Source organism: Nocardiopsis sp. NPDC055879, from assembly GCF_053615935.1.
On record NZ_JBSHCT010000015.1, the window covers coordinates 41,292 to 56,201 of the forward strand.

15 protein-coding genes are annotated in these 14,910 nt (G+C 68.9%); 10 read left to right on the plus strand and 5 right to left on the minus strand.

Features of this window, described 5'->3' with window-relative positions; all coding sequences use genetic code 11:
- Window positions 1–385: 385 nt before the first annotated feature.
- The 3 genes from ACWGKS_RS18850 (at window position 386) to ACWGKS_RS18860 (ending at window position 1,451) form a co-directional block, all read left to right on the plus strand.
- Window positions 386–589 carry a CsbD family protein gene (locus ACWGKS_RS18850; protein WP_452523363.1) on the plus strand — a complete coding sequence of 68 codons (204 nt, stop codon included), beginning with the start codon at window positions 386–388 and terminating at the stop codon, window positions 587–589.
- Window positions 590–767: 178 nt separating this feature from the next.
- On the plus strand, window positions 768–926 hold the full coding sequence (locus ACWGKS_RS18855; protein WP_358508328.1) for a hypothetical protein: 159 nt from the start codon (window positions 768–770) through the stop codon (window positions 924–926).
- Window positions 927–1,013: 87 nt separating this feature from the next.
- On the plus strand, window positions 1,014–1,451 hold the full coding sequence (locus ACWGKS_RS18860) for a hypothetical protein (RefSeq protein WP_358508330.1): 438 nt from the start codon (window positions 1,014–1,016) through the stop codon (window positions 1,449–1,451).
- On the opposite strand, the gene ACWGKS_RS18865 is transcribed toward ACWGKS_RS18860, so the two are convergent.
- Entirely contained in the window at window positions 1,429–2,340 is a 912-nt protein-coding gene (locus ACWGKS_RS18865; RefSeq protein ID WP_358508332.1) for a LysR family transcriptional regulator, read from the minus strand. The two genes, ACWGKS_RS18860 and ACWGKS_RS18865, sit on opposite strands and share 23 nt — an antisense overlap.
- 76 nt (window positions 2,341–2,416) lie before the next feature.
- Here ACWGKS_RS18865 and ACWGKS_RS18870 point away from each other — a divergent pair, with 76 nt between their 5' ends.
- A complete protein-coding gene (locus tag ACWGKS_RS18870) occupies window positions 2,417–3,397 on the plus strand; it encodes a bile acid:sodium symporter family protein (RefSeq protein ID WP_358508333.1) in 981 nt (326 codons plus the stop codon).
- Window positions 3,398–3,461: 64 nt separating this feature from the next.
- Here the strand turns inward: ACWGKS_RS18870 and ACWGKS_RS18875 are convergent, their stop codons facing one another.
- Window positions 3,462–3,893, minus strand: a complete 432-nt coding sequence (locus tag ACWGKS_RS18875) for a Fur family transcriptional regulator (RefSeq protein WP_358508335.1) — start codon at window positions 3,891–3,893, stop codon at window positions 3,462–3,464.
- Window positions 3,894–4,038: 145 nt separating this feature from the next.
- Window positions 4,039–5,484: an argininosuccinate synthase gene (gene argG, locus ACWGKS_RS18880; RefSeq protein WP_358508337.1), complete on the minus strand. Its 1,446-nt coding sequence runs from the start codon at window positions 5,482–5,484 to the stop codon at window positions 4,039–4,041.
- A gap of 269 nt (window positions 5,485–5,753) precedes the next feature.
- Between argG and ACWGKS_RS18885 the strand changes: the two genes are divergently transcribed.
- Window positions 5,754–6,932, plus strand: a complete 1,179-nt coding sequence (locus tag ACWGKS_RS18885; RefSeq protein ID WP_452523367.1) for an anhydro-N-acetylmuramic acid kinase — start codon at window positions 5,754–5,756, stop codon at window positions 6,930–6,932.
- A 64-nt stretch (window positions 6,933–6,996) separates the two neighbouring features.
- The gene (locus ACWGKS_RS18890; protein WP_452523369.1) at window positions 6,997–8,499 is read left to right on the plus strand and encodes a sodium:solute symporter; all 1,503 of its coding nucleotides are present in this window, start codon (window positions 6,997–6,999) and stop codon (window positions 8,497–8,499) included.
- Window positions 8,500–8,533: 34 nt separating this feature from the next.
- Here ACWGKS_RS18890 and ACWGKS_RS18895 read toward each other — a convergent pair whose 3' ends face one another.
- Window positions 8,534–9,613: an RNA ligase (ATP) gene (locus tag ACWGKS_RS18895; protein WP_358508343.1), complete on the minus strand. Its 1,080-nt coding sequence runs from the start codon at window positions 9,611–9,613 to the stop codon at window positions 8,534–8,536.
- A 61-nt stretch (window positions 9,614–9,674) separates the two neighbouring features.
- Window positions 9,675–10,478, minus strand: coding sequence for a PP2C family protein-serine/threonine phosphatase (locus ACWGKS_RS18900; protein WP_358508345.1), 804 nt, complete (start codon window positions 10,476–10,478; stop codon window positions 9,675–9,677).
- A gap of 129 nt (window positions 10,479–10,607) precedes the next feature.
- On the opposite strand from ACWGKS_RS18900, the gene ACWGKS_RS18905 reads away from it, so the two are divergent.
- The 4 genes from ACWGKS_RS18905 to ACWGKS_RS18920 all read left to right on the plus strand — a co-directional run bounded on the left by ACWGKS_RS18905 (window position 10,608) and on the right by ACWGKS_RS18920 (window position 14,876).
- Window positions 10,608–11,147, plus strand: coding sequence for a type I-E CRISPR-associated protein Cas6/Cse3/CasE (locus tag ACWGKS_RS18905; protein ID WP_358508347.1), 540 nt, complete (start codon window positions 10,608–10,610; stop codon window positions 11,145–11,147).
- A 253-nt stretch (window positions 11,148–11,400) separates the two neighbouring features.
- Window positions 11,401–13,032, plus strand: a complete 1,632-nt coding sequence (locus tag ACWGKS_RS18910) for a glycoside hydrolase family 10 protein (protein ID WP_358508349.1) — start codon at window positions 11,401–11,403, stop codon at window positions 13,030–13,032.
- Window positions 13,033–13,132: 100 nt separating this feature from the next.
- Window positions 13,133–14,446, plus strand: a complete 1,314-nt coding sequence (locus ACWGKS_RS18915; protein ID WP_358508351.1) for a S41 family peptidase — start codon at window positions 13,133–13,135, stop codon at window positions 14,444–14,446.
- 37 nt (window positions 14,447–14,483) lie between these two features.
- A complete protein-coding gene (locus tag ACWGKS_RS18920) occupies window positions 14,484–14,876 on the plus strand; it encodes a hypothetical protein (protein ID WP_358508353.1) in 393 nt (130 codons plus the stop codon).
- The last annotated feature ends 34 nt before the right edge of the window (window positions 14,877–14,910 follow it).

Here is a 14,910-nt window from a genome sequence, read left to right on the forward strand (position 1 = left end):
AGCAGAAGTTCAGGGCGAGGTTGTGGGTGAAAGGTCAGTGCGTGGGGCGCCTCGGGCAGGGGCCCGACCAACCACCCGAGCAACACCCAACACCCCCACCACCAAAGCCCCGATGCCCATTCCTCCAAGCCGGAGATCTCTCCGGCCCTTCGAGGAAATCCCCGAACAACCCATTGTTCCTCTATCGGATAACCGCGCAGTTCAGGCGCTTGGGTTCCATTTCGATCCTCCGATCATGCCAATGGCTTGGTCCACGAACGAGGCGTGAGTGTGCTCCATGCCACGTCGATTTCTCCAGGGCATGTCCGCATGAAATCCCACAGAAGTGGCAGGTACCCGAGTGAGACAGGCAAGCGACGCCACCGATCCTTCAGGAGGAGGGCTCATGAGCCGGTCGGAGAAACTCAGGGGTAATGCCACCCAGGTACGCGGCAGGGTCAGGGAACTGGCCGGGCGGGCGACGGGGAACTCCCGGATGCGCTCCCGTGGCCGTTTCGAACAGTTCAAGGGAAAGGCCATCCGGCGCACCTCGAACTTCAAGGACAGCATCCGTGGAACCGTGCGCGACCTGCGTGCGGGCAAACGCTGACCCCACGCCCCGAACCACTTACCCCATACCCCGCGCAGACGTACAAGGGCCGGCCCGAACTCTCGGGCCGGCCCTTCGTTGGTCGTTGGGATGAAGCGGAACCCGACGGGTCGGTCCGCGCGTCCCAAGGTGCGGCCACCCACTCACCCCGCGTCTCCGCAGGAGAGGTCACCGCACCGTGGGCTCCCCCGCCTCCACCGGCTCACTCGACGATTCCAGCCCGCCCTTCGGGTGTAGTCCGATCGCCGCCCTACTCATCGGTGGAGTGTCGTACATGTTCCTGCTCTTGTTGGTTCCCGGGCTCACCGCGATGTTCGTCGGGATCGGCGCCGTCTAAGAGGATCCCCCTCCCGAGCCCGACCCGGTCATCCCGGCCTTCGTCACCACCGCGTTCCTCGCCTTCGCCGTACCGATCACGTTCGTGTTGAGCGACGATCGGGGGTTTCGGTGGGCCGGTGCGATCGTCGTCGTGGTGGTCGTCCTGCGAATCGCGATGGACTGGGCCTTGGTCGTCCAGGACGAACGGGAAGCGTTCGACAAGGTGGTGCTGACGGTCTCCGAGTACCCGGACCGGGCCGCCCTGTTGGAATCCGAGGAGTGGTCGGCCATCGATCGCCACGTCTGTGAAGAGGTCGAGGAGGCCGGGCACACCGTCATGCTCGTCGAGGAGAAGGAGAGCCACTCGGGCCACCTCGATCTCCTCGTACGGCTGGAATGGCTGCCGGGTGTCTTCGTCGAGATCGAATCATGGGAGGGCGCCGACCTGACGGAGCTGCGCGCGCTGGTCGGCTCTCTACGGCCGGTCGAGGAGGGCGACGCCGTCACGCTGGCGGAGGAGGTCACTGGAGGTCCCCGCCCCTGAGCGCGGCCCCTTCCCCATCGCCCCGCAGTACGCGGTGGTCGTCCTGGAGTGCTTCGACGAGAGCCCGCACGGCTGGAGGGAACGTGGTGCCTCGGGTCATCAGTACGAAGGCCGTCTCGGGTAGATCGGGCAGTCCGTGGTCTCGGTGGACCAACCCGTCCGGGATGAGGGAGCGCGCGAACGGCATGACGCCGATGCCGGCGAGGGCCGCGGCGCGGAGTCCGCTCAGGCTCCCCGAAGTGCAGGTCACCCGATGTGCGCGTCCGGCGGACATCAGGGTGTCCAGCGCGGCGTCGCGGGTCAGGCTGGGTCTGGGGTAGAGCACCAACGGGACCGGCTCGTCCTCGTCGATGCGGACGTCGGGGGCCGAGACCCACACCAACGGGTCGTGGAACAGGATTCGTGGCCGAAAGGCGTCCACACCCGTGGTGGCGTTCAGGCGCATGGCGAGTACGGCGTCGAGTTCCCCGGCCCGCAGTCGGCGGTGCAACGTCACGCTGAGCTCGACGGTGAACTCCAGGTCGACGTACGGGTGGAGCGCGCGGAAGCGGCGCAGGAAGTCCGGTAGGCGGGTCAGGGCGAAGTCCTCGGAGACACCGAACCGCACGCGTCCGCGCGGCTCGGAGGAGACCACGGCGCCGATCGCCTCGTCGCTCAGGTCGAGGATGCGTTGAGCGTATCCCAGGAAGGCCTCTCCGGCCGCCGTCAGGCGCACGGCGTGGGTGTCGCGCTCCAGCAGCGTCCGCCCGAGCGTGGTCTCCAGGCGCCGTACGTGTTGGCTCACCGCGGACTGGCTCAGGCCGAGTCGCCGTGCCGCCCCGGAGAAACTGAGCTGTCCGGCCACCGTGACGAAGGTGCGTACCCGCACCAGGTCGAGTTCGTCGCGCATGGTCATCACGTTAGCTGAATACAGTCAGTACGGTATCCCTGTTTCCGAATGACCATTCGGCCGGGAGAGTGGAAACATGCTCTCCCGTCTGCGCCGCGCCATCGACCCGTTCCTGCTGCTGTTGCTGCTGTTGCCCGTGGTGGCGACGTTCGCGCCGGCGCGTGGTGTGGCGGCGGATGCCTTGGACCACATCACGGTCGTGGCGATCTGCCTGCTGTTCTTCCTGCACGGGGCCAAGCTCTCTCCCGCGCAGACCCGGCAAGGGTTCTCCCGTTGGGGCTTCCAGTTGCTCGTGCTGGCCTGCACGTTCCTGGTCTTCCCTCTGCTCGGCCTGGGGATCGCGGCGTTGCCGTCCTCGGTGCTGAACCCGGTGATGGCCACGGGTTTCCTGTTCCTGTGCGTCCTACCGTCGACCGTGCAGTCCTCCATCGCGTTCACCTCGATCGCCCGTGGCAACGTGGCGTTGGCGGTGAGTTCGGCGTCGATCTCCAACGTGCTCGGAGTGGTGTTGACCCCGCTGCTGGCCGCGTTCCTTTTGGGGTCGGCGGTGGAGATCACCCCGGAGTCGTTGCTCGGGATCTTCGGGCAGCTCGTGGTGCCCTTCGTCGCCGGTCAGCTGCTACACCGACGGATCGGGCCGTGGTTGAAGGAGCACTCTCGCGCGGTGTCGGTGGTCGACCAGGGGTCGGTGCTGTTGGTGGTGTACGCGGCGTTCAGCGTCGGTGTGACTCAGGGGTTGTGGCAGGTCGTTCCACCCACGCAGCTGCTCATGGTCGTCCTGGTCTCGTGTGTGCTCCTGGCGATCGTGCTCGCCCTGTTCACCGGACTGGGCCACGTGCTGCGGATGGAACGGGCAGACCGGATCGTCCTGATGTTCTGCGGCTCGAAGAAGAGTCAGGTGAGCGGGCTTCCCATGGCCATCCTGCTGTTCCCGTCGGAACAGGTGGGGATGTACGTGCTGCCGTTGATGATCTTCCACCTGATCCAACTGTTCGTCTGCGCGGTGATCGCCCGCCGGGCCGCCTCCCGGGCTCCGGCGACCACCACCGGACGTTAGGTGGCGTCGAACCGGACCTGTGCTCGGCCCACCTGGGCGACATCCGCCCGACCGGCGGGAACGCTCAGGAAACCTCTGTCGAGGAGCACTCGCCGCACACGCCCCAGTAGACGACCTCGGCCTCGTCGATGGCGAAACCGTGGCCGCCGGAGGCGGTGAGGCAGGGTGCGTGGCCGACGGCGCACTCGACGTCGGCGATGGCGCCGCACGAGCGACACACGACGTGGTGGTGATTGTCCCCGACTCGTGTCTCGTAACGCGAGACCGTGCCTTGGGGCTGGATGCGTCGCACCAGGCCAGAGGAGGTCAGGGCTTTGAGAACGTCGTAGACCGCCTGGTTGGAGACCGTACCGAGTCTTCCTCGCACGACGTCGATGATCGACTCCGTGTCCGCGTGCGGGTTGTCGTGCACGGCGGAGAGCACAGCTATCCGAGGGCCCGTCACCCGCAGAGCGGACTCGCGCAGCATGTGCTCGAAATCCGAAGGGGTTGGCATACTCCCAGTGTGCAGCGTTTTCTGGAGTCAGTCAAGTTATGGGATGTTTCCATCTTGCCTCGGGAATCCCGCCGACCCCACCGGACAACGGTCGGCCGCCCCGTCGTCTTCGGGGCGGCCGACCGTGTTCGGGCAAGGGGGAGACCTAGTCGGTACCGGACTCCATGGCCGCGTGGTCGAGCCACTCGTCCTCGTCGACCGCACCGCGCGAGGCGATGGCCTCCGCGCCGCCCTCGGGCATCGAGCCGATGAGGCCGGTCGAGGCCGCCTGGGCGGCGCCGATCGTCGTCGGGTGCTCACTGCCGACCATGCCGAGCCTGGAGTAGTCCTCCAGCTTGGCGCGAGAGTCGGCGATGTCGAGGTTGCGCATGGTCAGCTGGCCGATGCGGTCGCCGGGGCCGAACGCGGAGTCCTCGGTGCGCTCCATGGACAGCTTGTCCGGGTGGTAGCTGAACGCCGGGCCGGTGGTGTCCATGATCGAGTAGTCCTCACCGCGACGCAGCCGCAGGGTGACCTCGCCGGTGACGGCCGTACCGACCCAGCGCTGGAGGGACTCGCGGATCATCAGGGCCTGCGGCTCCAGCCAGCGGCCCTCGTACATGAGGCGACCCAGGCGGCGACCATCGTTGTGGTAGGCGGCGATGGTGTCCTCGTTGTGGATGGCGTTGACGAGACGCTCGTAGGCGGCGTGCAGCAGCGCCATGCCGGGAGCCTCGTAGATACCGCGACTCTTGGCCTCGATGATGCGGTTCTCGATCTGGTCGGACATGCCCAGACCGTGGCGGCCACCGATGGCGTTGGCCTCCAGGACCAGGTCGACGGCGGAGTCGAAGGACTTGCCGTTGATGGCGACCGGGCGCCCCTTGTCGAAGGTGATGGTGACGTCCTCGGGGGCGATCTCGACCTCGGGGTCCCAGAAACGGACGCCCATGATGGGGTCGACGATCTCGATGCCGGTGTCGAGGTGCTCCAGCGACTTGGCCTCGTGGGTGGCGCCCCAGATGTTGGCGTCGGTGGAGTAGGCCTTCTCGGTGCTGTCCCGGTAGGGCAGGTCGCGCTCGACCAGCCACTCCGACATCTCCTTGCGGCCACCGAGCTCGTTGACGAAGTCGGCGTCCAGCCACGGCTTGTAGATGCGCAGGGACGGGTTGGCGAGCAGGCCGTAGCGGTAGAACCGCTCGATGTCGTTGCCCTTGTAGGTGGAGCCGTCGCCCCAGATCTGCACGCCGTCCTCAAGCATCGCGCGGACCAGCAGGGTGCCGGTGACGGCGCGGCCCAGGGGCGTGGTGTTGAAGTAGGGGCGACCACCCGAACGGATGTGGAAGGCGCCGCAGGCCAAGGCGGCCAGACCCTCCTCGACCAGGGCGTCACGGCCGTCGACCAGGCGGGTGATCTCCGCCCCGTAGGCGGTGGCGCGGCCGGGCACCGACTCGATGTCGGGCTCGTCGTACTGGCCGATGTGAGCGGTGTAGGTGCACGGGACGGCACCCTTCTCGCGCATCCACGCGACCGCGACAGAGGTGTCGAGGCCTCCGGAGAAGGCGATTCCGACGCGCTCGCCGGCGGGGAGGGAAGTGAGTACCTTGGACATGAATATAAGCATGCACCCTTATGAATGAACATGCAATTCGGATCGCGAACCGCTGCTGTGAGCCTGGTCATCCCGCCGCCATCGGACGACGTACCGATCGACTCGCGGGACGTCCGCACACCGTTCGTCGGCCGAGTCCCGAAAAAGGTTGACGCACCCGCGACGGACGGTATATCGGTGGCACACGGTGAGTTCTCCGAACGGTCCGGGCCGGCGTCGGGGCCGCGAGCGGCACCGAACACCCCCTATCTCCCCGAAGCAGGAGCACCATGATCGTCATCGGCGTGTCCTCCGGTACCTCGGCCGACGGCATCGACGCCGCCGCCGCCCGGCTCGAACTGGACGGCGACCTGGTCCGGCTGACCCCGTTGGGCCACCTCACCCGCCCCTACTCGACCGCGCTGCGGTGGCAGATCCGCGCGGCGCTGCCACCGGCGAACACCACGCTGGAGACGGTGTGCCAGATCGACGCCCGCATCGGCCAGGAGTTCGGCGAGGCGGCGTCGGAGGCCATACGGACCTTCTGCGGTGGCCGCGCCGACCTGGTCGTCTCCCACGGGCAGACACTCTTCCACTGGGTCACCGGCTCCACCGTGCACGGCACCCTCCAGATGGGTCAACCGGCCTGGATCGCCGAGGCCACCGGGCTTCCCGTGGTGTCCGACCTGCGCTCGGCGGACGTGGCCGCGGGCGGTCAGGGCGCACCGTTGGCCGCCGTCATGGACACCCTGTTGCTGGGTGACCGAGACGAGCCCACGGCGGCGCTCAACCTGGGCGGCATCGCCAACGTGACCGTGGTGCGCGAGGGAGCCCCACCCTTGGCCTTCGACACCGGGCCCGCCAATGCCCTGCTCGACGCCGCGATGCGTCTGATCAGCGACGGAGAGCGCGACCTCGACGTCGACGGCGCGCTCGCCCGGACCGGGACCCCCGATCCGGAGCTGTCGGGGTACCTGCTCGCCGAGCCCTACTACCGGCTGGCCCCGCCCAAGAGCACCGGGCTGGAGCTGTTCGGCCCCGGTTACCTGGAGGAGGCGCTGCACAAGGTGGGCCGCCCCGAGGACGGGGACCTGCTCGCCACGCTGGTCGAGGTCACCGCGACCACCGTCGCCGACGCCCTGCGCCCGCACGGGGTGCGGGAGGTGATCGCCTCCGGTGGCGGCACCCGCAACCCCGTGTTGGTGGAGCGTCTGGCCGCCCACCTGGAGCCGGCGCGGCTCACCTTCAGCGACGCGATCGGGGTGGACGGGGACGCCAAGGAGGCGTACCTTTTCGCGCTGATCGGTTTCCTGAGTTGGTACGGGATCCCCTGTGTGGTCACCGGCTGCACGGGAGCCCGCCGCTCGACCGTGGCAGGTCGTTTCACCCCTGGCGCCGAGCCCCTGCGCCTTCCCGAACCCGTCACACAGGCACCCGCGCGCCTTCGGATCGAGGCCGCCCGGGGCTGACCCGGACCGCCACGCCCCCGCGGTCGTGTCCATCCCGCACCATGATCGCCCGGAGGAGCCGCCGGTGCAGACCGTCGACATCGTCGTCATCATCGTCTACCTGTTGTGTTCGGCCTGGTTGGGCCTGAAACTGTCCGGTCGCCAACGCGACGTCAAGGACTACTTCATCGGCAACCGTGAACTGCCCTGGTGGGCCGTGTGCCTTTCGGTGGTGGCCACCGAGACCAGTGCGCTCACCGTGATCAGCGTTCCCGGGGTCGCCTACCTGGGCGACGTCACCTTCCTCCAGGTCGCCGTGGGCTACCTGATCGGTCGGATCGTGGTCGCCTACCTGCTGCTGCCCCGGTACTACCGGGGTGAGATGACCACGGCCTACGCCTACCTCGGGCTGCGCTTCGGCCGAGGCATGCAGGCCACCGCCTCGGTCACCTTCCTGTTCACCCGGCTGCTCGCCGACGGTGTGCGTCTGTTCGCGGCGGCCATCCCGATGAAGATCATCCTGGACTCGATCGGGCTGGAGGCCTCCTACTTCACGATCGTCGCGGCCATGGGCGTGGTGACCATCCTGTACACCCTGGTGGGCGGCATCCGCGCGGTGGTCTGGGTGGACGTCCTCCAGATGGGCCTGTACTGCGTCGGTGGTGTGGTGGCCCTGGTCGTCATCGCGACCAGTCTCGACGTGAACTTCCTGACGGTCGCGGCGGAGGAGGGCAAGACCAGGTTCCTGGACTTCACCTCGAACCCGATCTCCGCCCCCTACGCCACGGTCACCGCGGTACTGGGCGGCGCCCTGCTCTCCACCGCATCCCACGGCGCCGACCAGCTCATCGTGCAGCGGCTCCTGGGGTGCCGCACGCTGCGCGACGCCCAGAAGGCCGTGATCGTCAGCGGCGTGGTGGTGTTCGTCCAGTTCGCGCTGTTCCTCACCGTGGGGTTGGCCCTGTACTCCTACTTCGAGCGCGCCACCGTGGAACAGTTGGGGATGAGCACCTCCGATGAACTGTTCCCGGTGTTCATCGCCGAGGGGCTGCCCGCGGGACTGTCGGGGCTGCTCCTGGCCGGGATCATGGCGGCCGCGATGAGCACCCTGTCGTCGTCGTTGTCGGCGCTCTCGTCCTCGACCATGGCCGACCTGTACGAGAAGTTCTCCCGTCGCCGCTTGGAGGACGGGAGAGCACTGCGGATGAGCCGTCTGTTCACCCTGGGCTGGGGGCTGGTGTTCATCGGGGCGGCCGCCATGTTCACCGGCACCGACAACCCGGTGGTGGAACTGGGACTGTCCGTCGCCAGCATCACCTACGGCGGCCTGCTGGGCGCGTTCTTCCTTGGTCTGTGGGTTCGGCGGGCCCGGCAGGCCGACGCCGCCATCGCCTTCGCGGTGGCCGTGGCGACGATGGCCTGGCTGTTCCTGTTCGAGCCGGAGCTGGTGGGCTTCACCTGGTACACCGCGATCGGGTCCGCCATCACGCTGGGGGCGGGGTACCTGCTGTCGCGGCGGCACCGCGACGAGTCCCCCACCTCCGAGGCCGAGCCCTCCCCGGCCCCCGCCGGGGAGGAGCGTCCCTGAACGTGGACGGGTGAGGCGGTCGGCCCCGGCCGCCTCACTCGTACTCGGTACCGCCCTTGCGGGTCAGGTAGACGTCGGAGACGAACTTGGCGATCGTCCGTCCCACCAGTACCTCGGAGAACCGTTCACGGGCCGGTCGGACCACCAGACCCTCACGGATGTTGGTCTCCTTCCCGCTCCAGGTCTCCTTGCCATCGGCCGCCTCGAACAGCGCCTTCTCGTCGTAGGGCCCCTCGTACAGCACGGGTACCACCGGCAGGCCCACCTCGGTGAGCACGTCGCGCAGGTCCACGGCGTCCAGCCAGACCCGCTCGCCGTCCAGGTCCAGGGCGATGTCGAACACCGCGTACCCGGGCCGGTCTCCGTGGGCGGTCTCGCCGTACTTCAGGTCCTGGACCCCGGCGCCGAACACCTCACCGAACACGCCCACCCGGCGGGCACCGAACCGACGGGCCAGCGCTCGCGCGGCCGCACCGACCGCGTGGGCGCGCACCGACCTCCAGTACAGGTTCTCGCCGTCGTCGACCAGGGCGAGGCTTCTGCCGCCCTGTCCCTTGGAGGACACGAACTCCTCGTCGGTGTCGGCCACAAGCGTGTACAGGCAGGCCGTGCCGTGGATCTTCTCCGTGGCGACGACCGGTTCCCCCGGCACGAAGACGTCGGGATGGCGCTTGACGTTCTCGATCTCGATCCAGCGCAGGAGGTCCGGCGCGGACAGCACGTCGCCGCTCATGTGGATGGGTACCTCCGGCACCCACTTGGTGACCCCGAGGTCGTCGGCGAAGTCGGTGCCGGCCTCGTGTTCGGCGGCCAGGTCCCGGCCCGCCAGCCTCGTGGGGCGGCACACGATGCCCTGGGAGACCTGACCGCGCAGCCGCACGGTCTTGACCCGGTCGGCCTTGGAACCGGCGAGGCGGCCGGCCAGCCCGAGCTCGTCGATGAGGTCCTCGGGCAGGATGGCCTGTTCCGGGATGTAGAGCGCCCACTCACCGGTCCGGTAGGCGCCCTTGGGCACGACGGCGTGGAACAGGCCGACCTTGGCCAGTTCCAGGGCGTCGGCGTTGGGGTGCGGAAGGATGGTGAGTCGCTCGGCGGTCACCCGAAGGGTGGACATGCTCGAACCTCCTGGGGGTGGTGTTCGTGTCCGGGCCACTATCGCCGAATCGGAACCGGGCTCACAAAGAGTTTTCCGTCGGTGGTGCGGGGACTCGCAGGAGGAGCGCGGTGACGTTGTCGTGCCCGCCGGCGGACAGGGCGTGGTCGACCAGGGCCCGCGCTCCGCGCAGCGGTTCCGAAGCCCGCATGGCGTCGCGCAGGGCGTCGGCGTCGGGCAGGTAGCGGGTCAGTCCGTCTGTGCTCAGCAGCAGCGTTCCGGGAACACCCGGGACGAGGCTGCGCGTCCTCGGTTCGGGGAGGTCGGCGTCGGCTCCCAGCCAGGCGGAGATGGCCCCGGAGTCGGCGGTGTCGTCACGGGTGAGCGGTAGGCCGAGTCCGTGTTCGGGGAGCCAGTGGGCGCGGCTGTCGCCGATCCACGTCACCCACAGTCCCGAAGGCCCGACCACGCCCGCGACGTAGGTACAGGCCGGAGCGGTGGGTTCGGGTCCGGCCAGCGCGGTGACCGCCCTCCCGGCGATGTGGACGGAGTCGGTCAAGGCGGTCTCGGGTACTTCGCCGACGGACAGGCGTTCGATCAGGACCCGCGCGCCGACGTCGGCGGCGAGCCGGGCCGCGCGTTCGGGTCTGGGGGACATGGACACCCCGTCGCAGACGACCCCGATCCGCCAGGGGCCCGCTTCGGTCAGGGCCAGGGCGTCGGCGTTGACCCGACGCCGACGCCCCCGGTCGGTGACCCCCGCGCCTCCTTCGACGGTGAGCTCCCCGTGGGCGTGGAAGTCCTCCTGGTCGGCGCCGCAGTCCCAGCAGTGCCCGTCGGGGGCGACGGTGCCACCGCATTCGGCGCATTCGGGTTCCTGATCCATCCGGGGATCATTCCAGGCCCGAACCGGCCCGGCCGGTCCGGACCTCTAGAGTGGAGGGTCGACGTGGCGGGGTCGGACGGCCTCGCCCCCACGAGTTCCCCGCGGGGACGAACACCGGAACGGATCTCCTTGTACCTGACCAACATCCGCCTCGACCCGTATCGCGCCACCGGAATGCAGGAGTGGACGGTGATGGGGAAGGCCGTGCGCGGGGCCGTCGAACCCGACCCGGAGGCGAAGGCCCGGGTGCTGTGGGCGCGGCTGGCCCCGGACATGCTGCTGGTCAGCTCCGACACCGCCCCTGCCTGGGGCAAACTGCCCGGCGCGGTCTCGGCCACGTTCCATCCGATGCCCCTGCACCGGGCGGGTGAGACGGTCGAGTGGGAGCTGATCTCGGCCCCCACGGAGCGGCGTGGCGAGGACGGCAAGAGCGGCAAGCGCGTCCCGGTTCCCGAGTCGGGGTTCGAGGCGTGGCTGGACCGGCGGTTGGACGGCGCGCTGGAGGTGACCTCGGTGGGGTGGAAGCACCTGGGCGGCCGGCCGGCCCGATACCACTTCGACGGGCTCGCCAGGGTGGTGGACGGCGAGCGGCTGCGTGAGCTCTCGTTGAAGGGGATCGGTGCGGGGTTGCAGACCGGGGCCGGCCTGTTGCTCACGCAGGAAGCGTAAAAACCGGGAACGGACCTTCCGCCACCGAAGCACACGATCCGACCACGACAAAAACTGACACAAGCATCCTGAATGCCACATACGCCTCATAAGACGCATTGCGACCAACCTTGCGTAGGAGTGTTGCATTCAAGGGCCAAATCATGAAGGTTTTCTCCTAAGCCCGAGCTGACCGTCGCACAGGGAACCCCGAACGGACCCACCAGGACCTTCCGGGCCCCGCCCGCACGACAGAAAGCCCAAAGGAGCAACCTTGGCGTACCCGAACCGGAACCGCCCCACGGCGCGCACCGGATCAACCACGGTTCCGATCCCCCGCACCGCCGCACGCACGGCGCTGTTCGCCGGTGCCCTGACCGCCGCACTCACCGCGGCCTTCCTGCACGCGCCCCAGGCCCTCGCGGACCCCTCCCCGGAGGGGCGGAACGCCTGCGAGACCGACCCCGAGGCGCCGCCCAAACGACAGATGCGCGCCGAGTGGATCGCCGGTGTGCAGAACATCGACTGGCCCTCCCAACAGGGTCTGAGCGCCGACGAGCAGAAGGCCGAACTGGACGGCCTCTACGACGAGGCCGTCGACAACGGCCTCAACTCGGTGTTCGTGCAGGTCAGGCCCACCGCTGACGCGTTCTGGCCCTCACCCCACGAACCGTGGTCGGAGTGGCTGACCGGAGAGCAGGGCGGCGACCCCGGGTACGACCCACTGGAGTACGCGGTCGAGGAGGCGCACGCCCGCAACCTCGAATTCCACGCCTGGTACAACCCCTACCGGGTCGCCATGCACGACGACCCCTCACAGCTGGTCGAGGACCACCCCGCCCGACAGAACCCGGACTGGGTCTTCGAGTACAACGGTCAGCTCTACTACAACCCCGGGATCCCCGAGGCGCGCGAGTTCGTGATCGAGGCGATGATGCACTCGGTGGAGAACTACGACATCGACGGCGTCCACTTCGACGACTACTTCTACCCCTATCCTGCGGAGGGGCAGGAGATCCCGGACGAGGACACCTTCGCCGAACACGGTGGCGATTTCGACGACATCGAGGACTGGCGGCGCGACAACGTCGACACCATGGTCCGGGAGATGAGCGAGGCGGTGGACGCCACCAAGCCGCACGTGAAGTTCGGCATCAGCCCGTTCGGGATCTGGCGCAACTCCTCCACCGACCCCGAGGGCTCCGAGACCAGCGGTTCGCAGTCCTACGACGACCAGTTCGCGGACAGCCGCAAGTGGGTCACCGAGGGTTGGCTCGACTACATCAACCCGCAGGTCTACTGGGAGATCGGACTCCCCGTGGCCGACTACGCGGCGTTGGTCCCCTGGTGGGAGGAGGTCGCCGCGAGCACCGACACCCACCTGTACATCGGGCAGGCCGCCTACAAGGTCGGCAACGAGGGTGCCTGGTCGGACCCGAACGAACTCTCCTCGCACCTGGACTTCAACCGCGATCACGCGGGGGTGCACGGTGACGTGTACTTCAGCGCGAACTCGCTGCGCACCAATGCCCAGGAGGCCATGGAGGTCCTGGTGGCGGACCACTACTCCAGCCCGGCGCTGATCCCGATCAAGGAGGACCTGGGCGGGGCCGCGCCCGAGTCGCCGGCGGCGAGCGCGACCGACGACGGCACGCTGGAGATCACGGCCGGCTCGAGTGAGGCCCCCGCCTACTACGCGGTGTACGGCTTCGAAGGAGAGACCGACCCGGGGCAGGGCGAGTGCGGCATCGAGGACCCGCGCAACATGCTGGGCACGGTGCGCGCCGACGCGGACGGGGCGGCGACCTTCGACGTCTCCGATGGTTCGGACACCACGTACTACGTGACCGCGTTGGACCGCCTGCACCACGAGAGCCAGGTGGGCGAAGCGGTACGGCTTCCCTAGGAACCGATTCGAAGAGCGCGTGAGGGGCCCGGTGACCACCGGGCCCCTCATGTTCGGTCGAGGTATTCCCAAAAAGCGACAGCGCTGTCATGATTTGTGAATGGCCTCCCCCACGCTCGGCACCAATCTTCGTCGGCTCGTCACCACCCTGGACGGGGCCGTCGACCGCGCCTATGAGGCCGACGGCCTCGCCTTCCGCGCCGCCTTCACCCCCGTGACCAGGGCGCTCCTTCGCCACCTGTCCCTGTCCGTGGGCGGCCTCGCCCGGGAGACCGGCATGACGCGTTCGGCCACCAGCCAGACCGTCGCCCAGATGCGCCGGCTCGACCTCCTCGTCCCGGCCGACAGCGAGGACGGTCGGGAACGGCGGGTGCGACTGAGCCCGTCCTGCCTGGAACAACTGCCCGCCGTCGAACGGCGGTGGCGACTCACCGCCGAGGCCGCCCTGGAGTTGGATCGGGAGCTGGGAACCGACCTGAACGGGACCGTCTCCGCCGCGCTGGACGTCCTGGAGCGGCGCCCCTTCCTACCGCGGGACTCCGGCGGGTCCGACGCGGAGGGGATCGACACGCCCGCCCTGGTGGACGAGGTGGCGGACCTGGTCGAGAGGAACTACGTCCACCCGGAGATCGCGTCGCGGGCCGCGGCCGGGCTCCGTGGCCGTGCCCTCGGCGAAGCGCGTTCGCTGCCCGCCGTGGCGGCCGCCCTCACCGAGGTGCTGCGCCCGTACGACGGCCACTTCCGGGTGGTGCCCACCGCCGAGATCCGCCGCCGGGACCGCCGTTCACGAGCCCGGGTGGACGACGTGGGGTTCGACGTCACCGAAAGGGAGGGTGTGCTCGTGGTGGACGTCGCCGAGTTCACACACCTGGCTCCCGAAACCGAGTCGGGGCGACGGCTGACCGAACTCGCCCGGGAACGACTGCGGCCCCTGGCTGAGGCCGAGGCCGTCGTGTTCGACCTGCGAGGCACCCCGGGAGGCGCTCCCAGCATGGTGGAGTTCCTGATCGACCACCTGGTGCCCGACACCCCGGTCGAGGTGGTCGCCTTCCACCCGCGCGACGGCGAGGTGTGGCGGTCGTGGACTCCGGCGGATCCGGAGAACACCCGTCGCCCGGACGTACCGGTGTGCGTGCTCGTGGACGCGGGCACGGCCTCGGCCGCGGAGAGCTTCGCGCTGGCCCTGCGCACACTGGGACGTGCCATCTTGGTGGGGCACCGGACCGCCGGCGCGGCCAACCCCGGGGACTACTTCGCCGCCTCATCGGGTCTGAGCGTGTTCGTCTCCACCGGAGCCCCCAGGGATCCACGTAGCGGGCAGGGCTGGGAGGGAACGGGCCTGGAACCCGATCTGGCCTGCCACGCGCCCCTGGCCCTGGACCACGCGCTGACACACTTGCGCGGACACCCCTGATCCCATACCCCGGTGGGGTACGGGTAGGGTGATGCCCATGTCGAGATCCGAACGGCGGCAGCAGGGCACGGGACGCGCGTGGGCGCGCGTCCTGGCGCTGGTCGCGCTGGTGTTCGGACTCGGAGCCATGCACACGCTGGGACACGTCCAACACGAGGCCCACGCAGCCGCGGGTCCGGCGGCCGCCCATGACGTGATGGGGAACGCCGTGGCGGAATCCTCCTCGGACCTGCCCGAGCTCGACCCCACCTCGCTCTGTCTGACCGTCGGGGCCTTCACCGTCTCCCTGCTCGGGGTGGCCACCGTCGCGTTCCACCGTTGGCCGGATGAACCGATCCCGTCCACGGGGCCGACGCGTCGGCCGTCCCCGCTCTTCCCACCGGCTCCGGACGATCCCTCTCCGGTTCGCTTACAGGTTCTGCGCGTCTAGATGCCCGCGGACGCCGACTCCGTCGGCCCGTCCG